The organism is Kribbella pratensis, from assembly GCF_004366075.1.
In the GTDB taxonomy this organism is placed as follows: Bacteria; Actinomycetota; Actinomycetes; order Propionibacteriales; family Kribbellaceae; genus Kribbella; species Kribbella pratensis.
Genome location: NZ_SODU01000003.1, coordinates 178,224 through 201,109, shown reverse-complemented (window position 1 = coordinate 201,109; position 22,886 = coordinate 178,224). Strand labels below are relative to the sequence as shown.

Here is a 22,886-nt window from a genome sequence, read left to right as displayed (position 1 = left end):
GGACCGCCGTGCAGGGTGGACGAAAGTCCACCTAAGCCGGACGGAGCAGCGCGCGGAGTCCGTCGAGATAGCTCTCCGGTGTGACGTCGCCGATGATCAGCCGCTGGAGCACGAATCCCGGGATCAGGGCCAGCATCACCTGGGCGACGTGTTCCGGCGCGACGTCGGAGTCGACCGTTCCGTCGGCCTGGGCGCGCCGGGCGACGGCCTCGAAGTTCCGGCGGAGCTGGCTGTACTTGTCGCGGGCGGTGTCCATGATCGCCGGGTTCCGCAGCGCCTCCGCCCAGGCCTGGACCGCGACCCGGGTGACGTCGCCGCCGGGGCGCTCGGCGACCGTCACGACGTGCTTGATGGTGGCCTCGAGCGCCGCCAGCGGGGTCAGCGGCTCCTCGGAGGCGAGGATCTTCCCGAAGAGCTCGTCGATCGTGCTGAGCGCGTCCTCGGCGATCGCGCCGACGATCTCCTCCTTGCTCTTGAAGTACCCGTAGACGGCGCCCGCGGACAGCCCGGACACGCGGATCACGTCCGCCATCGTCGTCTTGTGGAAGCCCTCCTCGAGCACGCAGGTGCGGGCCGCCGCGACGATCTGCGCGCGACGGGCCAGGCGGTGTTCCTCGGTGACCTTGGGCACGTTCGCAACATAAAACGAATGTCCGTTCTTGACAAGTCGCCGAGCCGTTGCCAGGCTCGGAGATATAAAGAACGATCATTCGGTTTTAATGCTCGAGGGAGTACCAACCATGACCACTGAGGCGCACGCGGCCGAACGTCGCCGGCCGCCCCTGATCGCCGTCATCACGCTGCTGACCGCGGTCCTCACGGTGTTCCTGATCGCCTTCGCGTGGCCGTCCGCGCGCTCCGAACCGCGGGACGTCCCGCTCGCGGTGTCCGGTCCGGTGCCGGCGGTCACGCAGATCCAGGCCGCGCTCGAGAAGGCGATGCCCGGTGGCTTCGAGATCACCGCTGTACCGGATCGGCAGGCGGCCGTGCAGCGGATCGAGGACCGGGACGCGTACGGCGCGATCGTGCTGGACGCGGCGCAGCCCGAAGTACTGACCGCCTCCGCGGGCGGACCCGCTGTCGCGCAGGTGCTGACGCAGTTGTCGGCGCGGATGTCCCCGGAGAACCCGGCGAAGGTGACCGACATCGTGCCGTTGCCGAAGGATGATCCGCGCGGTGCGGGACTCGCCGCCGGCGCGCTGCCGCTCGTGCTCGGAGGGATCATCGCCGCCGCGGGGCTCACCCAGTTGGTGCGATCCGGTGCGCAACGAATGGTCGGCGCGGTCAGCTTCGCGATCACCGGTGGGCTCGCACTGGCCGCCGTACTGCAGTACTGGCTCGGCTCGCTCGAGGGCAGCTACCTCGGCAACGCAGGCGTCATCGCGACGTCGATCGCGGCCATCAGTCTCACGCTGCTCGGCCTCGAGTGGCTGCTCGGTACGGCGGGACTCGCGCTCGGCGGCGCCGTGATGATGCTGCTCGGCAATCCGCTCTCCGGCATGACGAGCGCGCCGGAGATGCTGCCGAGCGGATGGGGCGCGCTGGGCCAGCTGCTGCCGCCCGGAGCCGCGGGTACGGCGTTGCGCTCGGTGAGCTTCTTCGACGGCGCCGGTGCTGCCCGGCCACTCGTCGTACTGGCGTGCTGGTTACTCGCCGGAGTCCTGCTCTGCGGGCTCGGCGCGCTGCGCTCTCGGGGACGCGCCGTACCGGCTCGGCATGAGGCGTCCGCCGTCGCGGCCTGACAAAGTAGGGGTATGGCAACGCGGTGACCGGATCGTTACGTTCCGGTCGCCGCGTTATCGCGTGACTGCGGCGACAACGTTGTCTGTCAAGCATTGACTTCGGCCATTCGAGGCTCCTACGGTCGCGGGAAAGCCCGCAGGGTTTGGGTCGTGGTACCGGCATGACAACGATTGCCCGAAGGTGGACCTGAATGATGTCTAGGAAACGTTTCAAAGTGGCCGCCGTGGCCAGCGCGCTGCTGCTGGCGGTCACGGCCTGCAGCCAGGGGTCGACGACCAAGCAGCCGGACGCCGGCAGCTCGCAGAGCTCCGGTCCCGCGCACATCAAGATCGCGTACCAGCAGTGGGGCCCGGGCGTCGTGATGAAGAACTTCCTCGCCGGCGTGAAGAGCGAGTACGAAGCCGCGCACCCTGGATCGCAGGTCGAGATCGTTCCGGTCGTTGCCAGCGAGAACGACTACTACACCAAGATCCAGCTGATGATGCGCTCGCCGAACACGGCGCCGGACATCGTCTACGAGGACACCTTCCTGATCAACTCCGACATCACCGCGGGGTACCTGAAGCCGCTCGACGACTACATCGCCAAGTGGGACCAGTGGAGCCAGTTCGAGGACACCGCCAAGGGTGCGGCGCGCGGTCAGGACGGCAAGACGTACGGCGTACCGGACGGCACCGACACCCGGGCTCTCTGGTACAACAAGCAGATCTTCGCCAAGGCGGGCCTGCCCGCCGACTGGCAGCCGAAGACCTGGGACGACGTGCTCAGCGCGGCGCGCACCATCAAGCAGAAGGTGCCGGGCGTGATCCCGTTCAACATGTACTCCGGCAAGCCGATGGGTGAAGCCTCGGCAATGCAGGGCTTCGAGATGCTGCTCTACGGCACGAAGGACACCCTGTACAACTACGACCAGAAGAAGTGGGTCGTCGGCAGCCAGGGCTTCAAGGACTCGCTGAACTTCGTCAAGACCGTCTTCTCCGAGGGCCTGGCGCCGTCGCCGAAGGACGCGCTCAGCCCGAACATGGGCAGCAAGGTCGGCACCGAGCTGCTGCCGCAGCAGAAGCTCGCCATTGACCTGGACGGCTCCTGGATCTACGGGAACTGGCTGAAGTCCGGCGCCAAGCCGTGGCCGCAGTGGAGCACGGTGCTCGGCCAGACCGCGATGCCGACCCAGGACGGCAGCGGCAAGGGCAAGGTCAGCCTCTCCGGCGGCTGGACCTGGGCGATCCCGGCCAAGTCGAAGAACCCCGACGCGGCCTGGGACTTCATCAAGACCCTGCAGACGCAGAAGAACGCGGCGAAGTACGCCACCGACGGCGCTCAGATCGCCGTACGGAAGGACGTCGCCTCGGACGCGGCGTACAAGTCCTCGTCGGCGAGCACCCAGTTCTTCACCGACCTGGTGTCGGTGACCGTGTACCGGCCGGCGCTGCCGGAGTACCCGAAGGTCTCGAACGAGATCATCACCGCGATGGAGTCGGTGATGACCGGTCAGACCTCGCCTGACAATGCCGCGAAGAACTACGACCAGGCGGTCGAAGGCATCGTCGGCGGCAAGGACAAGACGACGACGCAGAGCACCGGCCAGTAGGTCCCGGCTCGAAGGGAAATCTCCCCTGTGACGACGACCGTCGCTCCCACCTCGGCCACCGCTCCCTCCGGTAAGTCCCCCGGAGGGAGCGGGAAGCCGAAGGCCGCCAAGCTGGTCCGGATGCTGCCGCTGTCGCCGGCGATCGGACTCATGCTGGTCTTCCTGGCCGGCCCCATCCTCTACTGCGTGTACGCCGCGTTCACCAACATGGCGCTCACCGGCACCGGCGCGGCGAACGTGAAGTTCGTCGGCCTGGACAACTTCCGCAAGGCGTTCTCCAGCGGTGCGTTCACGAACGCGATCTGGCTGACCCTGGTGTTCACGCTGATCTCGGCGATCATCGGGCAGAACAGCCTCGGCCTCGGCCTCGCGCTGCTGATGCGCAAGTCCACCAAGGTCGTCCGGAACTTCGTCGGTACGGCGGTGATCGGCGCGTGGGTGCTGCCCGAGGTGGTCGCGGCGTACCTGCTGAGCGCGTTCTTCAACGACGACGGCACGCTGAACGTGATGCTGCGCGCGGTCGGCCTGCCCGGTCAGGACTGGTTGTACGCGGCACCGATCATCGCGGTCTCGCTGGCCAACATCTGGCGCGGTACAGCGTTCTCGATGCTGGTGTACTCGGCCGCCCTGAGCGAGATTCCCAAGGAGATCGAGGAATCCGCCGAGATGGACGGCGCGGGCGGCTGGCGGCGGCTCGCGTTCGTGACGCTGCCGATGATCACCCGCGCGATCATGACCAACCTGATGCTGATCACGCTGCAGACGCTGAGCGTGTTCGGCCTGATCTTCGCGATGACCCGCGGCGGCCCGGGAACCAAGAGCCAGACGCTGCCGCTGTACATGTACGAGCAGGCGTTCAGCTTCTCCCAGATCGGCTACGGCACCGCGATCGCGTTGGTGATGCTGGCGATCGGCGCGGTCTTCTCGCTGATCTACCTGCGTGGACTCAACTCGGAGGCAGCGTGATTGCCCGCGACAAGATGAGCAAGCTGGCATCGAACCTGGTGCTGCTGGCCATCGGCGTACTGTTCGTGCTTCCGCTGCTGTGGGTGCTGTTCGCGTCGATCAACCGGACCGCGGGGCTGCGGGTCGAGTTCCCGACGCATCCGACGCTCGGGAACTTCAAGGCGGTGCTGAACACCGACACGACGTACCGGCCGGTGCTGAACGGCATCGTGCTGTGCGGCGGAGCCGCGTTGCTGACGATGGTCTGCGCGGTGCTGGCGGCGTACCCGTTGTCGAGGTTCCGGACGCGGTTCAACCGGCCGTTCCTGCTCACGGTGCTGTTCTGCACCGGGTTGCCGATCACCGCGGTGATGGTGCCGGTGTACGGGTTGTTCGTGCAGCTGAACCTGGTCGACACGCTCGGCGGCACGATCATGTTCATGGCGACGAGTGCGTTGCCGTTCGCGATCTGGCTGACGAAGACGTTCATGGACGGCGTACCGATCTCGCTCGAGGAAGCGGCCTGGGTCGACGGCGCCGGGAACATGCGCGCGCTGCGGGCGATCGTGCTGCCGTTGATGTGGCCGGGGATCGCGGTCGTGCTGATCTTCACCTTCATCGGCATGTGGGGGAACTTCTTCGTCCCGTTCATGCTGCTGCTCTCGCCGGAGCGGTTGCCGGCATCGGTCAGCATCTTCACGTTCTTCGGCCAGTACGGCGAACCGAACTACGGGCAGCTGGCGGCGTATTCCCTCATCTACACCACCCCCGTACTCCTCCTCTACCTCCTCCTCAGCCGCAAACTAGGCGGCGCCTTCGCCCTCGGCGGCGCCATCAAAGGCTGACAACAGAACAGCCGCCGCGAAACCCCACCCCTTCGCGGCGGCTGTTCTTTGCCGGGCGCCGCCGACCTGTGCGGGTCGTGGCGGGTGGTTGGTGGTGTGGGGATGATCGCCCGCTGACCGCTTGAACCACACCAGAGCCGCCGACGCCGAAGAGCTCCGACACAAAGCACATGCCGTGCACGGTGGCGGAGCCGGCCGACAAGACGCCGCCACGCAGCGGTGTCGTTTCAGGAATTGGTGAGGGTGCGCCGCGTTTCTTGCCAGGAGGTCAGCTTTTCAGCGAATGTTGCGTTCCATTGGGAGTCGGAGACGCCCTGGGTGAAGCGGGAGAGGGCGATGGGGGCCAGCGTGGTGGCGGTTTCTGGGGCGGCCTCGACGACTAGGGCCAGGCGGATGGTGAAGGTTGCCAGGCGGGTCAGGCGGGAGTGGTCGGGGGTTGTCTCGAGGTCCTTCAATTGACCGCGGAGCTGTTTGATCGTGCGGAGCGCCGTACGGTGTTCGCCGCGGCCTGACGGTTGGTCGAGTTCGTCGGCAGGAATGCCCAGAAGTTCCGCGACGTCCTCCGACGGCTCCGCGGCAGGAGCTGCCTTGCCGAACAGGCGGGGCTTGTCGGCCTGGAGGCGGTCGGCGATCTCGTCCAGGAGCGTGTCGAGGCGGTTGACGAGCTCGGGTACGGCCTTGTCAGCCGTCCTGCGGCGGTTCGAGTCGAGGGCGGAGACGCGTGCGTGCTCCGCCTCGATCGCCGCGCGCACCGACTCCGGCCAGTCGTCGAGACCGGTCAACTGCTGCTGACGAGGCGCGGGTGCGTTGAGGGCGCTCGGGTCGAGGGGTTTGGCGCCGGAGCGAGCCGCGTCGATCTCCTCGCCGATCTTCTTCTGCGGTCCAGGCACGATTGAGCTCACACGTCCACCCTACGCAGGTTCCAAACAGATGGGACGACGAGCGTGATGAGGGTGATCAGGACGAAGAGTGCAGCGCCGTACAGTTCGACGGCTTTCGCGCTGACGGCGACGGCGACGTACCCGACGGTGAGTTGGCCGACGGGGCCGGCGATGAACGAGCCGAGCATGTCGTACGACGACACTCGCGACAGCTTGTCGATAGGGACGTGCTGGCCGAGTGCTGTCTCCCAGCTGATCCCGAAGATGTCGAAGCCGACCCCGAGGACGAACGCCGCGATCGCCATCGCCCAGAGCTGGGGGAGCAGCGCCAGGCAGAGCATCACCGGGACCGTGAGGAGCATGCCGAGCATCCCCGTGCGGAGCGGGCGGCGCGGTTTGAGGCGGAGCATGATGAGGCCGCTCGCGATGAGTCCGGCGCCGAAGCAGGCACTCACCAGACCCCAGCCGGCCCGGCCGAAGGTGCGGTCCGCGATCACCGGGCCGAGGACCTGGTAGCAGGCCGTGTAGATCAGGTTGAGCAGCGCGAACGCGAGCACGATCACCCAGACCCACTGCCGCGACGCGAACTCCTTCCAGCCCTCCCGCAAGTCGGTCAGGACCGAGCTGGCCGCCCGCTCGATCCGCGGGATCCTCAGGCGGAACAGCAACAGCGCAGCGATCAGGAACGTCACGCCGTCCACCGCGAGCCCGACCCCCGGACCGATCAGCCCGACGATCACACCGGCGACCGCGCCGCCGCCGATCATCGCCGCCGAGCGCGCGAACCCGGAGATCGCGTTGGCCTGGGGGAGTTCGGCGCGGTCCACGATCGACGGCAGGATCCCGGTCATCGCGGGCATCACGAACGCGGCGGCGATCCCGTTCACCGCCTCGATCGCCGCGAGCTGCCAGATCGTCGCGTGCCCGGTGAGCACGAGCGTGGCGGCCAGCCCCTGGGTGAGTCCGCTGATCGTGTTGGCCGCGACCAGCACCAGGTGCCGGGGCAGCCGGTCGGCGATCACGCCGCCGATCAGCAGGAACACGATGTTCGGGATGCTCCGCGCCGCGAGCACCGTCCCGACGGCACCGGCCGAGTGCGATACGTCCAGTACGGCGAACACCAACGCCACCGGCGCGATCGCCGATCCGAGGATCGAGATGAAACGCGCCGACACGAAGACCCGCACGTCCCGGTGCCGCAGTACGGCCAGATCCTGCCGAAACCCCACCGCAATCCCCCCGGCCGATTCGCGAACCTGCAGATCCTACGGGTCGCCCAGGAGCAGCGCGCGCGTCAGTCGGCGAGACGGATGCCCAGCTCGACCTCCCACTTGGTCTTGCGCGGTTCGGTGCGCGGATCGGTGCGGTACGCCTCGTACCGGCAGCCGAAGACGTCGCCGGCCGCGGTCTCGTGGCGATCGAGGGCGAGTTCCTCGGCAGCTGCCCACTCGAGCAGGGCGCGGTTGGCCCGGAGCGAGTGGTTGCGGTACGTCAACGTCGCGTACCGCCCGGCGGGCAGCGTGCTGGGTTTCACGCGGGCGTCGCCGGCGAGGGCGGTCGGGGTCAGCACTCCGACCTCCAGGTCCATCGGCCCGCTCATGTCGATCACGTGCAACCGGAGGAAGAACGGGCCGACGTCGTCGATCCCCTGGTCGGCCAGCCAGGCGATCAGCTCGTCGAGCAGTTCGTTCCGCTTCCCCAACATGCCCCGGAAGGGCGTCACCACCCGGATCCCCAGGCAGTCGCGCGTCGCCCACTGCCTGACCCGGGCCGGCTCCAGAACGTCCATCAACGCACCTCCCTCAGGACACCTTCCCACCGAGTCGTGGCGTTCGGCTCGCGATGCGTCTTTCGAGTCGTGAGACATGGCTGGCGGGACCGGCCGAAGTCCACGATTGGGTGGGTGTTTCCGGAGGGTATGGGTTCGGCGTACGGTCAGTGATTGTGAGAGACCGGGTTTGGCGGATGCGGGGGAGCGTCGCGCTTGGGTTGCTGGTGCTCGGGTTGGCGGGCGCGGCTGTCGTGGTGGGGCGGTGGGAGCAGGAGTTCGGGGCTCAGAGTCCGGCCGCGCATCTCGTGCTCGAGACGGTCAACGCGTGTGTCGCGCTGCTGCTCGCGTTCCTGGTCTACGGGCGATTCCGGCGTACGAAGACTCGCCAGGATCTTCTGCTGCTGCAAGGGCTGGTTGTTCTCGGTACGGCGAACGCGTTGCTCAGCGTCACGCTCATCAAGAACCAGCCGGCCGGTGCGTTCGGCAACTGGCTGCCGCCGGCCCTGCGGATCGTCGGAACGCTGCTGATCGCCGCATCGGCCCTCGTGCCGGACCGCCGGACGCGTCGGCGTGGCTGGCGGCACTGGGCGTTGGCGCCCGCGGTCGCGGCGATGTTCGTGGTCGGCGCCGTCCTGTATTGGCGGAAGGACTCGTTGCCGCAGGATCCCAGTTCCAAGGCGCTCCTCGTCCCGCAGCTCCTGACGCTCATCTGCTTCGCGGTGGCAGCGGTGGCGTTCACAGTGCAGGCGCGCAGCCGGGACGACGTACTGCTGCGCTGGCTCGGTCCTGCCTGCGCGTTGGGGGCGCTCGCGCGGCTGAACTACCTGTTCTTTCCTCCGGAACGTGCCGACTGGCTGTACTCCGGCAGCGTGTTGCGCACCGCGTCGTACCTGCTGCTGCTCGTCGCCGCGGGCCGTGAGATCAGCCGGCACTGGGCGCTGCAGGCGGAGGCCGCGGTGGTCGAGGACCGGCGACGGGTCGCTCGCGAGATGCACGACGGCGTACTGCAGGAGCTCGGCTACATCCGCTCCGAGGTCTCGGCCTTCAGCGTCGCGGATCGCCAACGGGTCGAACGGATCCTCGGCGCCAGCGACCGCGCACTGGACGAGGCGCGGCAGATGCTGGAGGCACTCGGGCGATCGGACGACGAGCCGCTCGGTCTGATGCTGCACCGGGCGGTCGAGCAGCTGGCCCAGCGGTACGGCGTGACGCTCGATCTCGAACTGGACGAGTCGATCGTGGTCGACCGCCCGCAACGGCACGCGCTGGTCCGCATCGCCCGGGAGGCGGTCCTGAACGCCGTCCGGCACGGCAAGGTGGATCGGGTGAAGGTCGAGCTGGGCCGGGCCGGCGACGGGCGCCGGCTGCGGATCTCGGACGAGGGGCCGGGATTCGACGCGGCGGGACCGAAGAACGGGTTCGGGCTGGTCAGCATGCGCGAGCGCGCGGAGGCGTTGCCCGGTACCTTCGAACTGACGTCGCGGCCGGACGAGGGGACAACGGTGATGGTCAGGTGGTGAACACGGAACCGCGCCGGGTGGTCATCGCGGACGATCATCCGATGCTCAGGGCACACATCCGGCAGGCCCTGGAGACGGGTGGATTCGAGGTCTGCGCAGAGGCGGCCAGCGGGCCGCAGGCTGTCCGGTTCGCGCAGGAGCACCAGCCGGACGTCGTACTGCTCGACATCCACATGCCCGGCGGCGGGATCCGAGCGGCCGCGGAGCTCTCCCGGTTGCTGCCGGAGCTCGCGATCGTGATGCTCACCGTGTCCCGCGACGACAACGACCTGTTCGACTCGCTGCGCGCGGGGGCCTCCGGCTATTTGCTGAAGGACACCGATCCCGGCCGGCTGCCGGAGGCGCTGCGGGGCGTGCTGTCCGGCGAGGCGGCGATCCCGCGGTCGCTGGTCGCCCGCATCCTGGACGAGTTCCGGGAACCGGGGCGCCGGCGGAGCGAGCGGCGGTCGAAGGCGGCCGTGCTCACCTCCCGCGAGTGGGAGGTGATGGGCCTGCTCGGAGACGGCCTCACGACCGAGGAGGTCGCCAAGCGGCTGTACCTGTCGCCGACCACGATCCGTGTGCACATCTCGTCAGTACTGCGAAAACTCCGGGTCAAGGACCGCCAGTCCGCCATCGACCTGCTCCGTGACCAACCTTTCTGACAGCTGAACCGATCGTGCGGGAGATCCCCCTCCTCACCGCCCGCACGATCGGTTCCGTCCTGGCTACTTCCGCAGGTCCAACTGGGCCGAGACAGGAGCGAAGAAGCTGCTGTCCGAGACAGTGACCTTGTAGGTGCCGCCGGTCAGCGCGGCGCCGGTCTGCTGGCTGAGCTTGGTCGAGAGGTTGTAGATGTACTGCGTGTCCGACCAGCGCATCTGCAGCCCGTTGGTCGCGACCGTGTCGAGCGAGGCCTCGTTCAGCGGGTTGTCGGGCGTGGGGTCGAGCTTGGTCAGAGTGACCGTCGGGGTCAGAGTGGAGACGGCGCCGCCGTCGCAGCCGGTGACCGTGATCTTGACCGGAATCGTGCTGCCGATCTTGAACGAGCTCCGGGTGCCGGTGGCGTTGATGGGCTGCTGGAGCGCGCTCGGCGTGTTCTGGGTGGCGAACGAGGCGTCGCCCGTGCCGTTCGCGCCGTCGTCGTCGGTGACCGAGACGCCGATCGTGTAGGTCCCGTTGGCGGTGTACGCGTGCGATCCGGTGATCGCGGAGGTGGCCGGGGCGACGTTCGTCGTACCGGAGTCACCCCACGAGATCGTGGCGGTGTGGGTGTCGGCTGTGCCGGGGTCGGTGAACGGTGCGTTCAGCGAGACCGCGCAGGCGCTGGTGTGTGTCGCGGTGACCGGGCCGACGGTAGGTGCCACGTTCGAGGCGGTCCAGTTGAACGTCTCGCTGGCGGCCAGGTGCTCGCCGTCCGCAGCCTGCACGACCACAGTGCCGGTGGCGTCGTCGGTTGTGCTGTGAGACCACGACCAAGTGCCGTTGCCGTTGTCGGTGACTGTTCCCGCGCCGCTCACCTTGGTGATCGTCAGGCTGTCGTTGCCATCGGCATCGGTGAACGCACCGGAGGTGCTCAGCGTCGACCCTTCGTCGCCGTTCCCGTCAGCGGGGGAAGCGCCGGCCTTCGGTGCGTAGGAGTTCGTGTCGCAGGCGTTCCCGAGGGCGTCGCCGTCCGCGTTCGCCTGGTCGGCGTTGGCTGTGGCCGGGCAGTTGTCGGATGCATCCGGTACGCCGTCCCCGTCGGCGTCAACGACGACGACCACCGGGGCAGTCACGTCGATGGGGATCTGGACGTTGTTGTTGTAGCTGCCGGCGCCAGTGGTGTTCGTGGTGATGGTGGCGGTCACGGTGCCGTCGACCGCCCCGGCCGCAGCACTGAAGCTGACGGTCTGGAAGACGTTGCAGTCGCTGAAGGACATAGAGGCCGGTGAGGCGGTCACGCCGGCAGGCGTGACGAAGGTGATGACGAAATGCTCGTTCGTGTCGATGTTGCAGCCGCTGTCGCTGTCCCCGTTGTTCGGGACCACCTTGACCTGGGCCGATCCGGTCGACGTGGAGTCGCCCGCGACCAACGTCACGGCGCCGAGGCCCTCAATCGTGTCGTTGATGTTGTCGGCGTATGCGATACCGCCGATGGTCAGTGCTGCGGCAGCGGCGAGCGCCGTCCCCAGCGCCGCCCGTCGCACAATCCTGCCGTGCTTGCTCATGAACAGCCTCCCGTTGTGGTGCGCACCCCTCCGCGCGCACCAATTGCGGTAACGCTATGTAACAAGCCGCAGGAGGACCAGGGACTGAAGTCCTTTTGAGCGTTCAAACACCTAAACGCCGCCGGCCGCTCCGGAGGACCTGGTGACGCGTGGAAAAGAACCTTCGTCCTGGGTGTCGGGGCGGTTCATCGGCACCAGACGCGAGGGCCGGAGGTTGTCTTTCGTTGTCACACGGTGTGACATGCGGGGACTGCCGCTGGGCGTGGGATTTCGCTACCTTTGGGTATTGGTCCCTCGATCTGCAGGAGGCTCCGTGAAGATCAACGACGTACTGCGCGGTAAGGGCAACCAGGTCGTCACCATCTCGCCAGACGCCACTGTCACCGAGCTGCTGGCCCTGCTGGCCGACCACAACATCGGCGCCGTGGTGGTCAGCGCGGACGGAGCGTCGGTGGACGGCATCGTCTCCGAGCGCGACATCGTCCGGCTCTGGAACGGTACGCCGGACGCGGGCGAGGTCAGGGTCAGCGCGATCATGACGTCGGAGGTCGCCACCTGCGGGCCGGACGAGCACATCGACGACCTGATGCGGCTGATGACCGATCGCCGCATCCGGCACGTGCCGGTCGTTGTCGACGGCAACCTTGCCGGGCTGGTCAGCATCGGTGACGTGGTCAAGTCCCGGATCGGTGAGCTCGAGTTCGAGAGGGAACAGCTCTCCAACTACATCAGCAGCTGATGCGCGCTACCCCCGGCCGGGGCCGGGGCAGCGTCGGTCAGTTCACCTCGATCAGTTCGCCCAGATCGAGGCCCTCGAGTTGCGGGCGCACGTCCTTCGCCTCGCCGACGACGACCACGAGCAGGCCGTCGGTGCCGACGTACCGGCGGTAGGCCTCGGTCGCCTCGGCGGCCGTGGTGGCGGCGATGTTCGTCAGGTACGTGTCGGCGAAGTCGATCGGTACGCCGTTCGCGATGTTGCTGCCGACCTGCTGGGCCACGGAGTCGGCCTGCTCGTAGCGCAGCGGCGCGGTGCGGATCAGGCTGTCCTTCGCCTCCTGCACCTCCTGCTCGGTCAGGCCGTCGCGGGCCTCCAGCAGGATCCGTAGCGCGTCACTGATCGCGGCGCCGGTCACCTCGGTCCGTACGGCGCCGCCGAGGCTGAAGGTCCCGCCCTTGCGGGGAGCCGCGAAGCTGGTCCGCGTCCCGTACGTGTACCCCTTCTCCTCGCGCAGCACGGTGTCGACCCGGGAGGTGATCGTCCCGCCGACAACGTGATTCGCGACCGCGGCGGCACCCCAACCCGGGTCCCGCCGGTCCGGTCCGGCGCACCCGATCAGCAGTTGGCTCTGCACCGAGCCCGGCCGGTCGACGAGCACGACCCGGTTGCCCGGAAGGTAGATCGGCTCCGGCGTCTCCAGCGCCGTACCGGCGGACGACGTCCAGTTGCTGAAGGCCGCGTCGATGACGCCGGCGACATCCACACCGGTCGCGTCGCCGGCGAACAGGATCTCTGCCCGCTCCGGGCCGATGTTGTTCCGGTAGAAGTCGGCAACCTCGACGTTGGTCAGCGGACGGATCGTGTCCGGCCGGCCCGCGGTCGGCCGGGACCGCCGCGTCGACGGGTCGAACAGGTGCGCGGCGAACGCCTCCCGCGCCCGGTACCCGGCGTTGGCCCGCTCCTGGTTGATCTCGCCGAGCCGGATCGTCACGTGCCGTCCGACATCGGCCTGGTTGAACGCGGGCCGCGTGATCGCCTCGGCCAGCAGCTCGACCGCCGGCGCGAGATGCGACACCGGCACCGAGATCTCCACGTGCAGGGCGTCCGAGCTGACATCGACGCCGTACGCCGCTCCGTGCCGTTCGAGCGCGGCAGCGAACTCGTTGGCCGAATGCAGCTCGGTGCCCTCGTCGAGCGTCCGCGACATGATCGTCGCGACACCCTCCAGCTCGCGCGGTTCGGCGATCAGCGGCATCGCGATCGTGACCCGGACGGTGGCGACGTACTGCCCCGGACGGTCGAAGACGTGCACCGGTGCGCCGACGCTGGTCCGCGTGGTCACCGCCTCCGGGAACTTCCACGGACGCGGCGCGCCGACAGGCGGCGGGGTGGTCAGAACCTGGCTCATTCTTCTTCTCCCGACTCGCTGCGGCGGTAGGTGACCTGCACACGGCCCTCCGCGCGGATCCATTTCTGCGCGGCCGCCTGCACCTGCTCAACGGTCACGGCCTGGATCTGGTCGATGCGCGTGTTGATCCGGTTCGGATCGCCGAACAGCAACGCATGGTGCGAGATCTCGTCGGCACGGCCCGCGCACGTCGCCAGCTGCTCGAGCCAGTCCCGCTCGGCCTGTGCCTGCACCGTGGCCAGCTCTTCCGCGGTGACTCCGTCCGCGGCCAGCTTCTCGATCTCCTCGAGCAGCGCGTCCTCGACCTTCTGCAGGTCGATACCGTCCGACGCGATCCCGGTCAGCGTCCCGAACGACACCCCGCCGATCAGCGGAAGCGCCCCACCGGACACCGACTGTGCGATCTGCTCGTCGCGGACCAGCCGCCGGTTCAGGCGGCCGCTCTGCCCCGCGGCGAGGATGTCGAGCGCGAGCCCGGCCGCGTCCAGCTCGGGCGTGCCGTCGACCGGCAGCCGGAACATCATCGTGATCAGGTCGGACGGTACGTCGGACACGACGTCGTCACGCTGTACGCCGGTCATCGGGCCGATCGTCCCGTCGGGTGCCGGCGGCGGCGTGGGGATCGCGGGCAGGTGGCCGAAGTACCGCTTGGCGGCGTCGAACGCGTCCTCCTCGGACACGTCGCCGACGATCGTCAGCACCGCGTTGTTCGGCCCGTAGTACTTGCGGAAGAACGCGTGCACGTCCTCCAGTGAGGCTGCGTCCAGGTCCTCCATCGACCCGATCGTCATGTGTGCGTACGGGTGGCCTTCGGGGAACGCGAGCCGGACGAGCCGCTCGTACGAGTCGCCGTACGGGCGGTTGTCGTAGCTCTGCCGCTTCTCTTCCTTGACCACGTCACGCTGGTTGTCCAGGTTCTCCTGGTTGACCGCGTCGAGCAGGTAGCCCATCCGGTCCGCCTCGAGCCAGAGCGCGAGGTCGAGACCGCCGCTGGGCAGCGACTCGAAGTAGTTCGTGCGGTCGAAGAAGGTGCTCGCGTTCAGGCTGGCGCCGGCGGTCTCCAGCAGGCTGAAGTGCTGACCGGAGGCGACGTTGCGCGACCCCTGGAACATCAGGTGCTCGAAGAGGTGCGCGAACCCGGTCAGCCCCGGTGGTTCGTGGCGCGACCCGACGTCGTACCAGAGGTTGACGGCAACGATCGGGACGGCGCGGTCCGAGCTCACGACGACCCGGAGGCCGTTGTCGAGCGTCTGCTCCGCGATGGGGTACGTCAAGGGCATACCGGCCACCATACGTGGTCGGGAAACTTCCTCGCGGGGGTTGTCGATTCCGGCCCGGGTCGCGCATCGGAGAGGTGGATGCTGTAACCGAGTGTGGACGAGAGAGGTGACCACAAGTGGGCAAGTACCTGGTGATGATCTACGACGACGAGGCGAAGTGGGCCGCGGACGACGGGTCGGTGGCGGAGCAGAATCACAAGAACCATCAGGCCTTCGTCGAGGCCAACGGGTCCACCGTGCGCGGCGGCGGGCAGCTCGACGGGAGCGAGACCGCGACCTCGATCCGTTCCGACGGCAACGGCGGGTACGTCGTCACGGACGGCGTCTTCGCCGAGACCAAGGAAGTGATGGGCGGGTACTACGTCATCGAGGCCGCCGACCTGGACGAGGCGCTCGCGATCGCCAAGCAGGTCCCGTCGCCGATGGGCGGTGTCGAGGTCCGTCCGCTGGTCAACGGTGGCTGATCCGGTAGCTGAAGCGGTGGCGGCGGCCCATGCGACCGAGTGGGCCGCCGTCCTCGCCGCGACTGCCCGCGTGGCAGCGGACCTCGACCTGGCAGAGGACTGCGTTCAGGACGCGTACGCGAAGGCGCTGGTGCACTGGCGGGAACAGGGGGTGCCTGGGCGCCCGGGTGCGTGGCTGACGACTGTCGCGACGAGGCGCGCGCTGGAGCACCGGCGGCGTGCGGACGTCGTACGGCGGAAGCTCCCGTTGCTGATTCCGGTTGAGGATGCCGTCGACGAGACGTTCCCGGACGATCGTTTGCGGCTGGTCTTCACCTGCTGCCATCCGGCGCTGTCACAGGAGGCCCGGATCGCGCTGACATTGCGCCTGGTGTGCGGCCTCTCGTCGGCGGAGATCGCCAGGGTGTTCCTGGTCAAGGAAGCCACGATGCAGGCCCGCATCACCCGCGCCAAACAGAAGATCTCCCGAACCGGCATCCCCTACCGCATCCCACGCCTGACAGATCTCCCTGAGCGCATCGACGCAGTCCTGGACGTCATCCACCTGGTCTACACAGCGGGCTACACCGCGAACGACACCGCAAGCCGGCGGGGGCTTGATCTTGCGCGGATGATTCGCCTGCTGTTGCCGGAGAGTTCCGAGGCGGCCGGGCTACTGGCGTTGCTGTTGCTGACCGAAGCGCGGCGTCCTGCACAGGTCGACGGGCAGTTGGTGCTGATGGAGGACCAGGACCGCTCGCTCTGGGACCACGCCTTGATCGCCGAGGCGCTGGAGTTGGTGCCGGGAGCGGTGGGGCCGGCTGGACGGTTCGGGCTGATGGCCGCGATTGCCGCGGTGCATGCGGAGGCGGCACGGTGGGAAGACACCGACTGGCCCGAGATCCTCGGGCTGTACGACGTACTGCTCGCAAAATGGCCGTCGCCGGTAGTAGCACTGAATCGGGTTGTGGCGCTCAGCTACGTCGCCGGCCCCGCGGCTGCACTTGAACAACTACCGGACGACCCGGCGTTGGCGACGTACCCGTATCTCGCCTCCACCCGCGCCGAACTCCTCCGCCGCCTAGGCCGCACCCAAGAAGCGCGAGCAGCCTACGAAGAAGCACTCGCCTTCACCACCAACCCGACCGAAGCAGATTTCCTGCAAAAGCGAGCACAACTTTGAGCCCCCACCAACCACCCCGCGCCCACCTTGAGCCCCCACCAACCAAAATCCGCCACGAGATCTGGTTGACCCGCGCCCAAAGAGGTTTCCGGCTCTCCGGTCTGATGTGTGGGGGTTGGTGGCTCGGCTGCTCGCGGCGGTGTGATGTGCAACCTCGACAGGTAGTGCACCGATGGGACGGTGTACGCGCGGACGGGTTCACGCTCAGGTGCACTACCCGGCCACCTGAGACATCCTGTCGAGCTGCCGATCACACCAAGCCCGGAGCCGCCCTCGAAACCGTCGACCCACCCACACATCAGTTACAAGCGCCGGTTCCACGCGGTGGAGTGGTGGGGATACGGACAAGGTGGTGGTGGTGTGCAGCGGGCGGGGGACGTTACTCGAGGCGTTTGAGGACTTCGTCGTGCAGACGGCCGTTGGTGGCGACGGCGTTCGGGCCGTTGGGGCCGGGGGCGCCGTCGACGGAGGTGAACCTGCCGCCGGCCTCGTCGACGATGATCGCCAGCGCGGCCATGTCGTAGAGGTTGAGCTCGGGCTCGGCGGCGATGTCGACCGCGCCTTCCGCGACCAGCATGTACGACCAGAAGTCGCCGTACGCGCGGGTCCGCCAGACCGAGTCCATCAGGTCCGCCCACTGGTTCTTCTTGCCGATCTTCTCCCAGCCCTTGAGCGAGGCGTACGACAGCGACGCGTCCTCGATCTTGCTCACGTCGCTGACCCGGCACGGCTGCGAGGAGTGCAGTGCGCGGCCGGTCCAGGCGCCGTCGCCGTACGACGCCCACCAGCGCTTCCCGAGTGCGGGGGCGGAGACCACGCCGACGACGACCTGGTCCTCGATCATCAGGCTGATCAGCGTGGCCCAGACCGGGACGCCGCGGATGTAGTTCTTGGTGCCGTCGATCGGGTCGACCACCCAGCGCCGTACGCCCCAGCCGCTGGTGCCGTCCTCCTCGCCCACGAACGCGTCCCGCGGACGGGCCCGGGCGAGCGTCTTGCGCATCACGTCCTCGACCTTCTTGTCCGACTCGCTCACCGGGGTGAGGTCGGGCTTGGTGGCCACGTGCAGGTCGAGCGCCTTGTAGCGGTCCATCGTGGTCGAGTCCGCGTCGTCGGCCAGGATGTGGGCGAGCCGCAGGTCATCCGTGTGCGAAGGCATGCCGGAAGGCTAGCCTGAACCGCTGCGGAGCGGACCGGGTGTCCGGGATCAGTTGCGGATCGATTGCGGTGTGGATTGAACCAAAGGCAGTCGTTGAACGTGCCACTAGTGTCTGATCACGTCCTACGACCGCCGGGAGGCGTCAATGTTCGAGCGCTTCGGGGATCTGCCGCTGCACGTGCTGGTGATTCATCTGACCGTGGTGCTGCTCCCGGTGGCCGCGCTCACCGGCATCGTGTTCGCGCTGGTGCCGCGGTGGCGCGGGGTGCTGCGCTGGCCGGCGTTGATTCTCGGCGTCGGGACGGTGGTGTGCGCGTTCGTGGCCAAGGAGAGCGGTGAGGCGTTCGTCAACGCGGTGCCGACGCTGGAGAAGGCCGTCGAACTGCACGCGAAGCGCGGCGACCTGCTGTTCTGGTACTGCCTGATCTTCGCGGTCGTTGCCGTCGCCGCCTTCTTGCTGCTGGCCGGCATCAAGGGTGACAAGGCAACGACGAGCCGGCCGCTCGAGCTGCTCACCCAGGCCGCGGTCGTTGTGATCGGCGTACTGGTCATCTGGCAGACCATCCGCACCGGCGACGCCGGCGCGAAGGCGGTATGGCAAGGACAGCTTCCCAAGTAGTCAGTTGGCTGATCCGCGGCTGGCGACCAGCCGGCGGAAGGACGCGACTCGCTCGGCGTCGGCGCGCCCCTCGGCGACGGCCTCGTCCAGCGCGCAGTCGGGCGCGTCCGCGGCATGTGTGCAGCCACGCGGGCAGTCCGCCGCGATCTCCGCGAGGTCCGGGAACGCGCCGATCAACTTGTCGGGGTCCACGTGCGCGAGGCCGAACGAGCGGATGCCCGGGGTGTCGATCAGCCAGCCGCCGTCCGGCAGGCGCAGTACGACGGTGTTCGTCGACGTATGGCGCCCGCGGCCGGTGACCTCGTTGACGATGCCGACCGCCCGGGCGGCGCCGGGGATGATGCCGTTGACCAGCGTGGACTTGCCGACGCCCGAGTGACCGACCAGCACGCTTGTCCGGTCGTCGAGCTGCTCCTGGAGCTCCGTCAGGTCGCCGCCTTGGTGCGTGGCGACCGACTCGACGCCCAAGGGGCGGTAGATCGAGAGCAGTGGGTCCGGATCGGCCAGGTCGGTCTTCGTGAGGCAGAGCAGCGGGCGCATGCCGGCGTCGTACGCCGCGACCAGGAAGCGGTCGATCAACCCGGTCCGGGGCTCCGGGTTCGCGACTGCGACGACGATGACAAGCTGGTCTGCGTTCGCGACCAGCGGGCGCTCGACGGGGTCGTCGTCATCGGCGGAGCGGCGCAGCAGCGTCGTACGGGGGAGAACCTCGACGATGCGGGCCAGCGAGCCCTCGTCGCCGCTGGCGTTGCCGTCGAGTTTGACCCGGTCTCCGACGATCACGCCGGTGCGGCCGAGCTGACGGGCCTTCATCGCGGTCACCTCGCGCCCGCCGTCCGGATCCTCGACCCAGCAGGCGTAGCGCCCGCGGTCGCGGGTGAAGACGAACCCGATCGCGGCGTCGTCGTACGAGGGACGGTCCTTGGTCCGTGGCCGGGTCCGGCGCTTCGGACGGTCGTACTTGGCCTCCTCGTCGTACCGCGACATCAGCCGGCGAGCCCCGACCACAACTGGGGGAATTCGGGCAGGGTTTTCGCTGTGGTGCCGATGTTCTCGATCTGCAGGTCGTCGACGAGCAGGCCGACGACAGCGGCGGCGTGCGCCATCCGGTGGTCGTCGTACGTGTGGAAAAGCCCTCCGCGCAACGGCTTCGGCCGGATCGCCAGCCCGTCCTCGAGTTGCGTGACGTCCCCGCCGAGCGCGTTGAACTCGGTTTCGAGCGCCGCCAGCCGGTCGGTCTCGTGGTTGCGCAGGTGCGCGATTCCCCGCAGGTACGACGGCCCGTCGGCGAACGCGGCCACCGCGGCGATCACGGGGGACAGCTCGCCGACCTCGCTCAGGTCGAGGTCGCAGCCCTGCACCCGTCCGGTCCCGCGCACGGTCAGACCGTCCTCGGTGCGCGTCACCTCGGCGCCGAACCGCGTGAAGAGCTCGGGCAGTTGGCCGCCCGGCTGCGTGGTCTCCGCCGGCCAGCCGGTCACGGTCACCTCGCCGCCGGTGACGACGGCCGCGGCCAGGAACGGCGCCGCGTTCGACAGGTCGGGCTCGATCGCGGTGTCCAGCGCTCGAATGGGGCCGGGAGCAACCACCCACCGGTTCGGCTCCGTGTCGTCGACCGTGACACCGCGTTCGCGCAGCATCGCGACCGACATGTCCAGGTGCGGCTGCGACGGGACCGGCTTGCCGTCGTGCCGGATGTCGACGCCCTCGTCGTACCGCGCGCCGGCCAGCAGCAGCGCGGACACGAACTGGCTCGACCCGGACGCGTCCAGGGTCACCTTCCCGCCGCGCACCGAACCCGTGCCGGACACGGTGTACGGCATCCGGCCGGTGCCGCCGTCGTCGATCTGTACGCCGAGGGTGCGCAGCGCGTCGAGGATGACGCCCATCGGCCGCTCCCGCGCGTACGGGTCACCGTCGAAGGCGACCACGCCGTCGGCCAGCGCGGCGACCGGCGGGACGAACCGCATCACGGTGCCGGCCAGGCCGCAGTCGACGTTCGCCGGGCCCTTGAGCGAGCCCGGGGTGACGGTCACCGTCGTACCGCTCTCGGAGATGCCCACGCCGAGCGAGACCAGCGCCGACCGCATCAGGGACGTGTCGCGAGCCGCGAGCAGGCCGGTCAGGTGCGACGGGCCGTCCGCGATCGCGGCGAGGATGAGGGCGCGGTTGCTGATCGACTTCGATCCGGGCACTGTGACGGTACCGGTCACTGCTCCATCGACCCGCGGCGCCGGCCAACCCTGCTCGCTCATCCCACTCCCTCAAGCTCAGCTGTCTACTGCCCTGAGCCTAGGGCATCGCGATCAGCTGAGCTCCGCCTTCGCGAGACGGGCGGCGTGCTTCGCCTCGCGGGCGAACTGCTTCGCCTCGCGCTTGGCGGCCTTCGCGCCGCGCTTGGTCTCGCGCTTCGCCGCCCGCGCACCGTGCGTGGCGCGCCAGGTGACACCCGGCTTGCCTTCGGTGTCGACCGCCGCGAGCAGCAGACCGCCGAGCACGCCCAGGTTCTTCATGAAAGCGATGCGCTGCTGGTTGCGGGCGTCCTTGTCCTTCTCCTGCCAGAACGCGTGCCCGGCGAGCGTCGTCGGCACCAGCGAAGCCGCCAGCACGGCGGCGCCGAGGCGACGGCCCTTACCCGTCGCCAGCGCGAGACCACCGAGGACCTGGACCGCGCCGTTCAGCCGGATCAGGTTGGCGGTGGTTTCGGGGATGCGGTCGCTGACCTGCGGCGGCGCGACCTTCTTCACCATCGGTACGAGCCGGTCGGTGACGGGTTGTGCCTTGGGTACCAGCGGCTCGGGGTTCCGGACGGCGTTGGCGCCTTGCACGACGAAAATGACGGACAGCAACGGCCTGGCCAGTGCGCGCACGACAGTCATGCCTCCTTCATACACCACGTTTCGTATGAGTCCCGGTACCCACCGCTGAACGTCGGACTCAGATGGGGCAGCCGTCCGGCCCGCACTCCGCGTCACCGTCAGTCGTCGCGCCCGGTGCGGTGATGAGCGTCACCGGCTTGCGGTCCGCGTTCGCCCGGCGCAGTGCTTCCTTGAAGACGTCGACGGGCTGGGCGCCGCTCACGCCGTACTTCTCGTCGATGACGAAGAACGGTACGCCGTTGGCGCCGTACGCCAGGGCCTGTGCCTGATCCGCGGCCACGTCGTCGGTGTACGTCGTACTCGCGAGAACCTCACGCACTCGCTCGGCGGGAAGGCCGACCTCGGTGGCCAGCTCGGTCAGCGTGGCGTGGTCACCGACCGGGAGGCCGTCGGTGAAGTAGCCCTTGAGCAGACGCTCCTTGAGGCGGCCCTGCGTGTCAGCGGGCACCTCTCCGGCCTCAGCGAGGTCACGGGCCAGGTGCAGGATGCGGTGCGCGTCGACGGTGTTGACCGGCTTCGCCTGGTCCAGGTGGTACTCGAGCCCGACCTCGGCCGCCACCTCGGTGACATGGGCGTTGGCCTGCAGGCCCCACTCGCGGCCGCGACCGTACCTCTCGCCCAGCCGCGTCGCCAGGTCCCGCGGGTCGTCGTTCGTCGACGAAGGGTCGAGCTGGAAGCTGTGCCAGACGATCTCGGCGCTCTCACCGCTGTCGGCGAGGGCCTCTTCGAGCCGCCGCTTCCCGATGTAGCACCACGGGCAGACGACGTCGGACCACACATCAATGCGCATAACTGTCGGCAACTGTCCGTTCTGTGAACCTATTCCCAACCAGCCACCGATGTGATGCGTCTGACGGGCCGTGGATCTGAAAATGGACGACGACCTCGTGCGGACCCTGCTGAAAGCCCAGCATCCTGACCTGGCCGATCTCGAACTGAAGGAGATCATCGGCGGCTGGGGCAACCAGATGTGGCGCCTGGGCGACGACCTGGCCGTCAGACTGCCCCGTGGGAACCAGGGTCCCGAACCACTCCGCCGAGAACACCGGTGGCTGCCCAGCCTCGCTGCCCAGCTCCCGCTGCCCGTCCCCTCCCCACTCCACCTCTGTGACCCGTCCGACGCCTTCCCGCGGACGTGGATGATCACCACCTGGGTGCACGGAGAACCCGCGGACCACGCACCGATCACGGATCCGGCCGCCGCCGACGTCCTCGCGGACTTCCTCAAGGCGCTGCACACCGAGCCACCGGCCGACGCGCCGGTGAGCGAACGGAGCAGTCTCGCGCCGACCCCCGGCTTCGACGAGGTGCAGGCGTACGTCGGCCGCGCCGGCGAGATCCGTGCGGTGTGGGAGGACGCGATCGCGGCGCCCAAGTGGGACGGGGCGCCGGTGTGGCTGCACGGCGACCTGCACCCGGCGAACGTAGTCGTTGCCGACGGTACGCTCGCCGGCGTCGTGGACTTCGAGGAGATCGGCGCCGGCGACCCGGCCAACGACCTCGCGGCCGCCTGGATCCTGCTCCCGGAGGCGGAGCGCTTCCTCGACGCCTACGGGGTGGACGAGGCGACGGTACGACGAGCCCGCGGCTGGGCCCTGACGCGCGCACTGTTCCTGATCGCCATGGGCATCAACGGAGAGAAGGGCATCCCGGGCGGCAAGACCCACTGGGGCCCGATCGGGCACGAGGCCCTGGATCGAATTCTCTGATCG

Annotated in this window: 23 protein-coding genes; 11 read left to right on the top strand and 12 right to left on the bottom strand. The window is 68.5% G+C overall.

The features are described from left to right. Window positions 1–31: 31 nt before the first annotated feature. Window positions 32–631 carry a TetR/AcrR family transcriptional regulator gene (locus EV137_RS24980; protein WP_134007204.1) on the bottom strand — a complete coding sequence of 200 codons (600 nt, stop codon included), beginning with the start codon at window positions 629–631 and terminating at the stop codon, window positions 32–34. 109 nt (window positions 632–740) lie between these two features. On the opposite strand from EV137_RS24980, the gene EV137_RS24975 reads away from it, so the two are divergent. From EV137_RS24975 to EV137_RS24960, 4 genes are all read left to right on the top strand, one after another. Continuing rightward, a complete protein-coding gene (locus EV137_RS24975) occupies window positions 741–1,742 on the top strand; it encodes an ABC transporter permease (RefSeq protein ID WP_134131027.1) in 1,002 nt (333 codons plus the stop codon). Between the two features lie 194 nt (window positions 1,743–1,936). Beyond that, the gene (locus tag EV137_RS24970; protein WP_134007208.1) at window positions 1,937–3,334 is read left to right on the top strand and encodes an extracellular solute-binding protein; all 1,398 of its coding nucleotides are present in this window, start codon (window positions 1,937–1,939) and stop codon (window positions 3,332–3,334) included. 27 nt (window positions 3,335–3,361) lie between these two features. Further along, window positions 3,362–4,300, top strand: a complete 939-nt coding sequence (locus EV137_RS24965) for a carbohydrate ABC transporter permease (protein ID WP_202871140.1) — start codon at window positions 3,362–3,364, stop codon at window positions 4,298–4,300. Further along, entirely contained in the window at window positions 4,297–5,124 is an 828-nt protein-coding gene (locus EV137_RS24960) for a carbohydrate ABC transporter permease (protein ID WP_134007210.1), read from the top strand. Before EV137_RS24965 ends, EV137_RS24960 begins: the two co-directional genes overlap by 4 nt. Before the next feature lie 227 nt (window positions 5,125–5,351). Here the strand turns inward: EV137_RS24960 and EV137_RS24955 are convergent, their stop codons facing one another. The 3 genes from EV137_RS24955 to EV137_RS24945 all read right to left on the bottom strand — a co-directional run bounded on the left by EV137_RS24955 (window position 5,352) and on the right by EV137_RS24945 (window position 7,794). Then, on the bottom strand, window positions 5,352–6,026 hold the full coding sequence (locus tag EV137_RS24955) for a hypothetical protein (RefSeq protein WP_134131026.1): 675 nt from the start codon (window positions 6,024–6,026) through the stop codon (window positions 5,352–5,354). Further along, on the bottom strand, window positions 6,023–7,234 hold the full coding sequence (locus EV137_RS24950) for an MFS transporter (protein ID WP_134131025.1): 1,212 nt from the start codon (window positions 7,232–7,234) through the stop codon (window positions 6,023–6,025). The genes EV137_RS24955 and EV137_RS24950 overlap by 4 nt, the downstream gene beginning before the upstream one ends. A gap of 65 nt (window positions 7,235–7,299) precedes the next feature. Continuing rightward, window positions 7,300–7,794: a GyrI-like domain-containing protein gene (locus EV137_RS24945; protein WP_134131024.1), complete on the bottom strand. Its 495-nt coding sequence runs from the start codon at window positions 7,792–7,794 to the stop codon at window positions 7,300–7,302. Window positions 7,795–7,949: 155 nt separating this feature from the next. On the opposite strand from EV137_RS24945, the gene EV137_RS24940 reads away from it, so the two are divergent. Together EV137_RS24940 and EV137_RS24935 are read left to right on the top strand one after the other, a co-directional pair. Beyond that, on the top strand, window positions 7,950–9,296 hold the full coding sequence (locus EV137_RS24940; RefSeq protein ID WP_134131023.1) for a sensor histidine kinase: 1,347 nt from the start codon (window positions 7,950–7,952) through the stop codon (window positions 9,294–9,296). Continuing rightward, on the top strand, window positions 9,293–9,940 hold the full coding sequence (locus EV137_RS24935) for a response regulator (RefSeq protein ID WP_202871139.1): 648 nt from the start codon (window positions 9,293–9,295) through the stop codon (window positions 9,938–9,940). Before EV137_RS24940 ends, EV137_RS24935 begins: the two co-directional genes overlap by 4 nt. A gap of 63 nt (window positions 9,941–10,003) precedes the next feature. Here the strand turns inward: EV137_RS24935 and EV137_RS24930 are convergent, their stop codons facing one another. Next, on the bottom strand, window positions 10,004–11,485 hold the full coding sequence (locus EV137_RS24930) for a PxKF domain-containing protein (protein ID WP_134131022.1): 1,482 nt from the start codon (window positions 11,483–11,485) through the stop codon (window positions 10,004–10,006). Between the two features lie 313 nt (window positions 11,486–11,798). Between EV137_RS24930 and EV137_RS24925 the strand changes: the two genes are divergently transcribed. Beyond that, window positions 11,799–12,224: a CBS domain-containing protein gene (locus EV137_RS24925; protein ID WP_134007221.1), complete on the top strand. Its 426-nt coding sequence runs from the start codon at window positions 11,799–11,801 to the stop codon at window positions 12,222–12,224. Between the two features lie 37 nt (window positions 12,225–12,261). On the opposite strand, the gene EV137_RS24920 is transcribed toward EV137_RS24925, so the two are convergent. Together EV137_RS24920 and EV137_RS24915 are read right to left on the bottom strand one after the other, a co-directional pair. Next, the gene (locus EV137_RS24920) at window positions 12,262–13,611 is read right to left on the bottom strand and encodes a M16 family metallopeptidase (RefSeq protein ID WP_134131021.1); all 1,350 of its coding nucleotides are present in this window, start codon (window positions 13,609–13,611) and stop codon (window positions 12,262–12,264) included. Next, window positions 13,608–14,891: a M16 family metallopeptidase gene (locus tag EV137_RS24915; RefSeq protein WP_134007225.1), complete on the bottom strand. Its 1,284-nt coding sequence runs from the start codon at window positions 14,889–14,891 to the stop codon at window positions 13,608–13,610. The genes EV137_RS24920 and EV137_RS24915 overlap by 4 nt, the downstream gene beginning before the upstream one ends. A 116-nt stretch (window positions 14,892–15,007) precedes the next feature. Here EV137_RS24915 and EV137_RS24910 point away from each other — a divergent pair, with 116 nt between their 5' ends. Both EV137_RS24910 and EV137_RS24905 read left to right on the top strand, forming a co-directional pair. Beyond that, the gene (locus EV137_RS24910) at window positions 15,008–15,355 is read left to right on the top strand and encodes a YciI family protein (protein ID WP_134131020.1); all 348 of its coding nucleotides are present in this window, start codon (window positions 15,008–15,010) and stop codon (window positions 15,353–15,355) included. Continuing rightward, on the top strand, window positions 15,348–16,517 hold the full coding sequence (locus tag EV137_RS24905) for an RNA polymerase sigma factor (RefSeq protein WP_134131019.1): 1,170 nt from the start codon (window positions 15,348–15,350) through the stop codon (window positions 16,515–16,517). The genes EV137_RS24910 and EV137_RS24905 overlap by 8 nt, the downstream gene beginning before the upstream one ends. A 379-nt stretch (window positions 16,518–16,896) precedes the next feature. On the opposite strand, the gene hisN is transcribed toward EV137_RS24905, so the two are convergent. Further along, window positions 16,897–17,676: a histidinol-phosphatase gene (gene hisN, locus EV137_RS24900; RefSeq protein ID WP_133785480.1), complete on the bottom strand. Its 780-nt coding sequence runs from the start codon at window positions 17,674–17,676 to the stop codon at window positions 16,897–16,899. A gap of 145 nt (window positions 17,677–17,821) precedes the next feature. Between hisN and EV137_RS24895 the strand changes: the two genes are divergently transcribed. Beyond that, entirely contained in the window at window positions 17,822–18,295 is a 474-nt protein-coding gene (locus EV137_RS24895; protein WP_134007228.1) for a DUF2231 domain-containing protein, read from the top strand. On the opposite strand, the gene rsgA is transcribed toward EV137_RS24895, so the two are convergent. Genes rsgA through EV137_RS24875 form a run of 4 tightly spaced genes read right to left on the bottom strand, consistent with a single transcriptional unit; the run spans window position 18,296 to window position 21,964 of the window. Next, a complete protein-coding gene (rsgA, locus tag EV137_RS24890; protein WP_134007230.1) occupies window positions 18,296–19,282 on the bottom strand; it encodes a ribosome small subunit-dependent GTPase A in 987 nt (328 codons plus the stop codon). Continuing rightward, on the bottom strand, window positions 19,282–20,550 hold the full coding sequence (gene aroA, locus EV137_RS24885) for a 3-phosphoshikimate 1-carboxyvinyltransferase (RefSeq protein WP_134131018.1): 1,269 nt from the start codon (window positions 20,548–20,550) through the stop codon (window positions 19,282–19,284). Before aroA ends, rsgA begins: the two co-directional genes overlap by 1 nt. 51 nt (window positions 20,551–20,601) lie before the next feature. Then, entirely contained in the window at window positions 20,602–21,174 is a 573-nt protein-coding gene (locus tag EV137_RS24880; RefSeq protein ID WP_134007235.1) for a DoxX family protein, read from the bottom strand. A 58-nt stretch (window positions 21,175–21,232) separates the two neighbouring features. After that, a complete protein-coding gene (locus EV137_RS24875; protein WP_134131017.1) occupies window positions 21,233–21,964 on the bottom strand; it encodes a DsbA family oxidoreductase in 732 nt (243 codons plus the stop codon). Between the two features lie 82 nt (window positions 21,965–22,046). Between EV137_RS24875 and EV137_RS24870 the strand changes: the two genes are divergently transcribed. Then, window positions 22,047–22,883: an aminoglycoside phosphotransferase family protein gene (locus tag EV137_RS24870; RefSeq protein WP_134131016.1), complete on the top strand. Its 837-nt coding sequence runs from the start codon at window positions 22,047–22,049 to the stop codon at window positions 22,881–22,883. Window positions 22,884–22,886 lie beyond the last annotated feature (3 nt).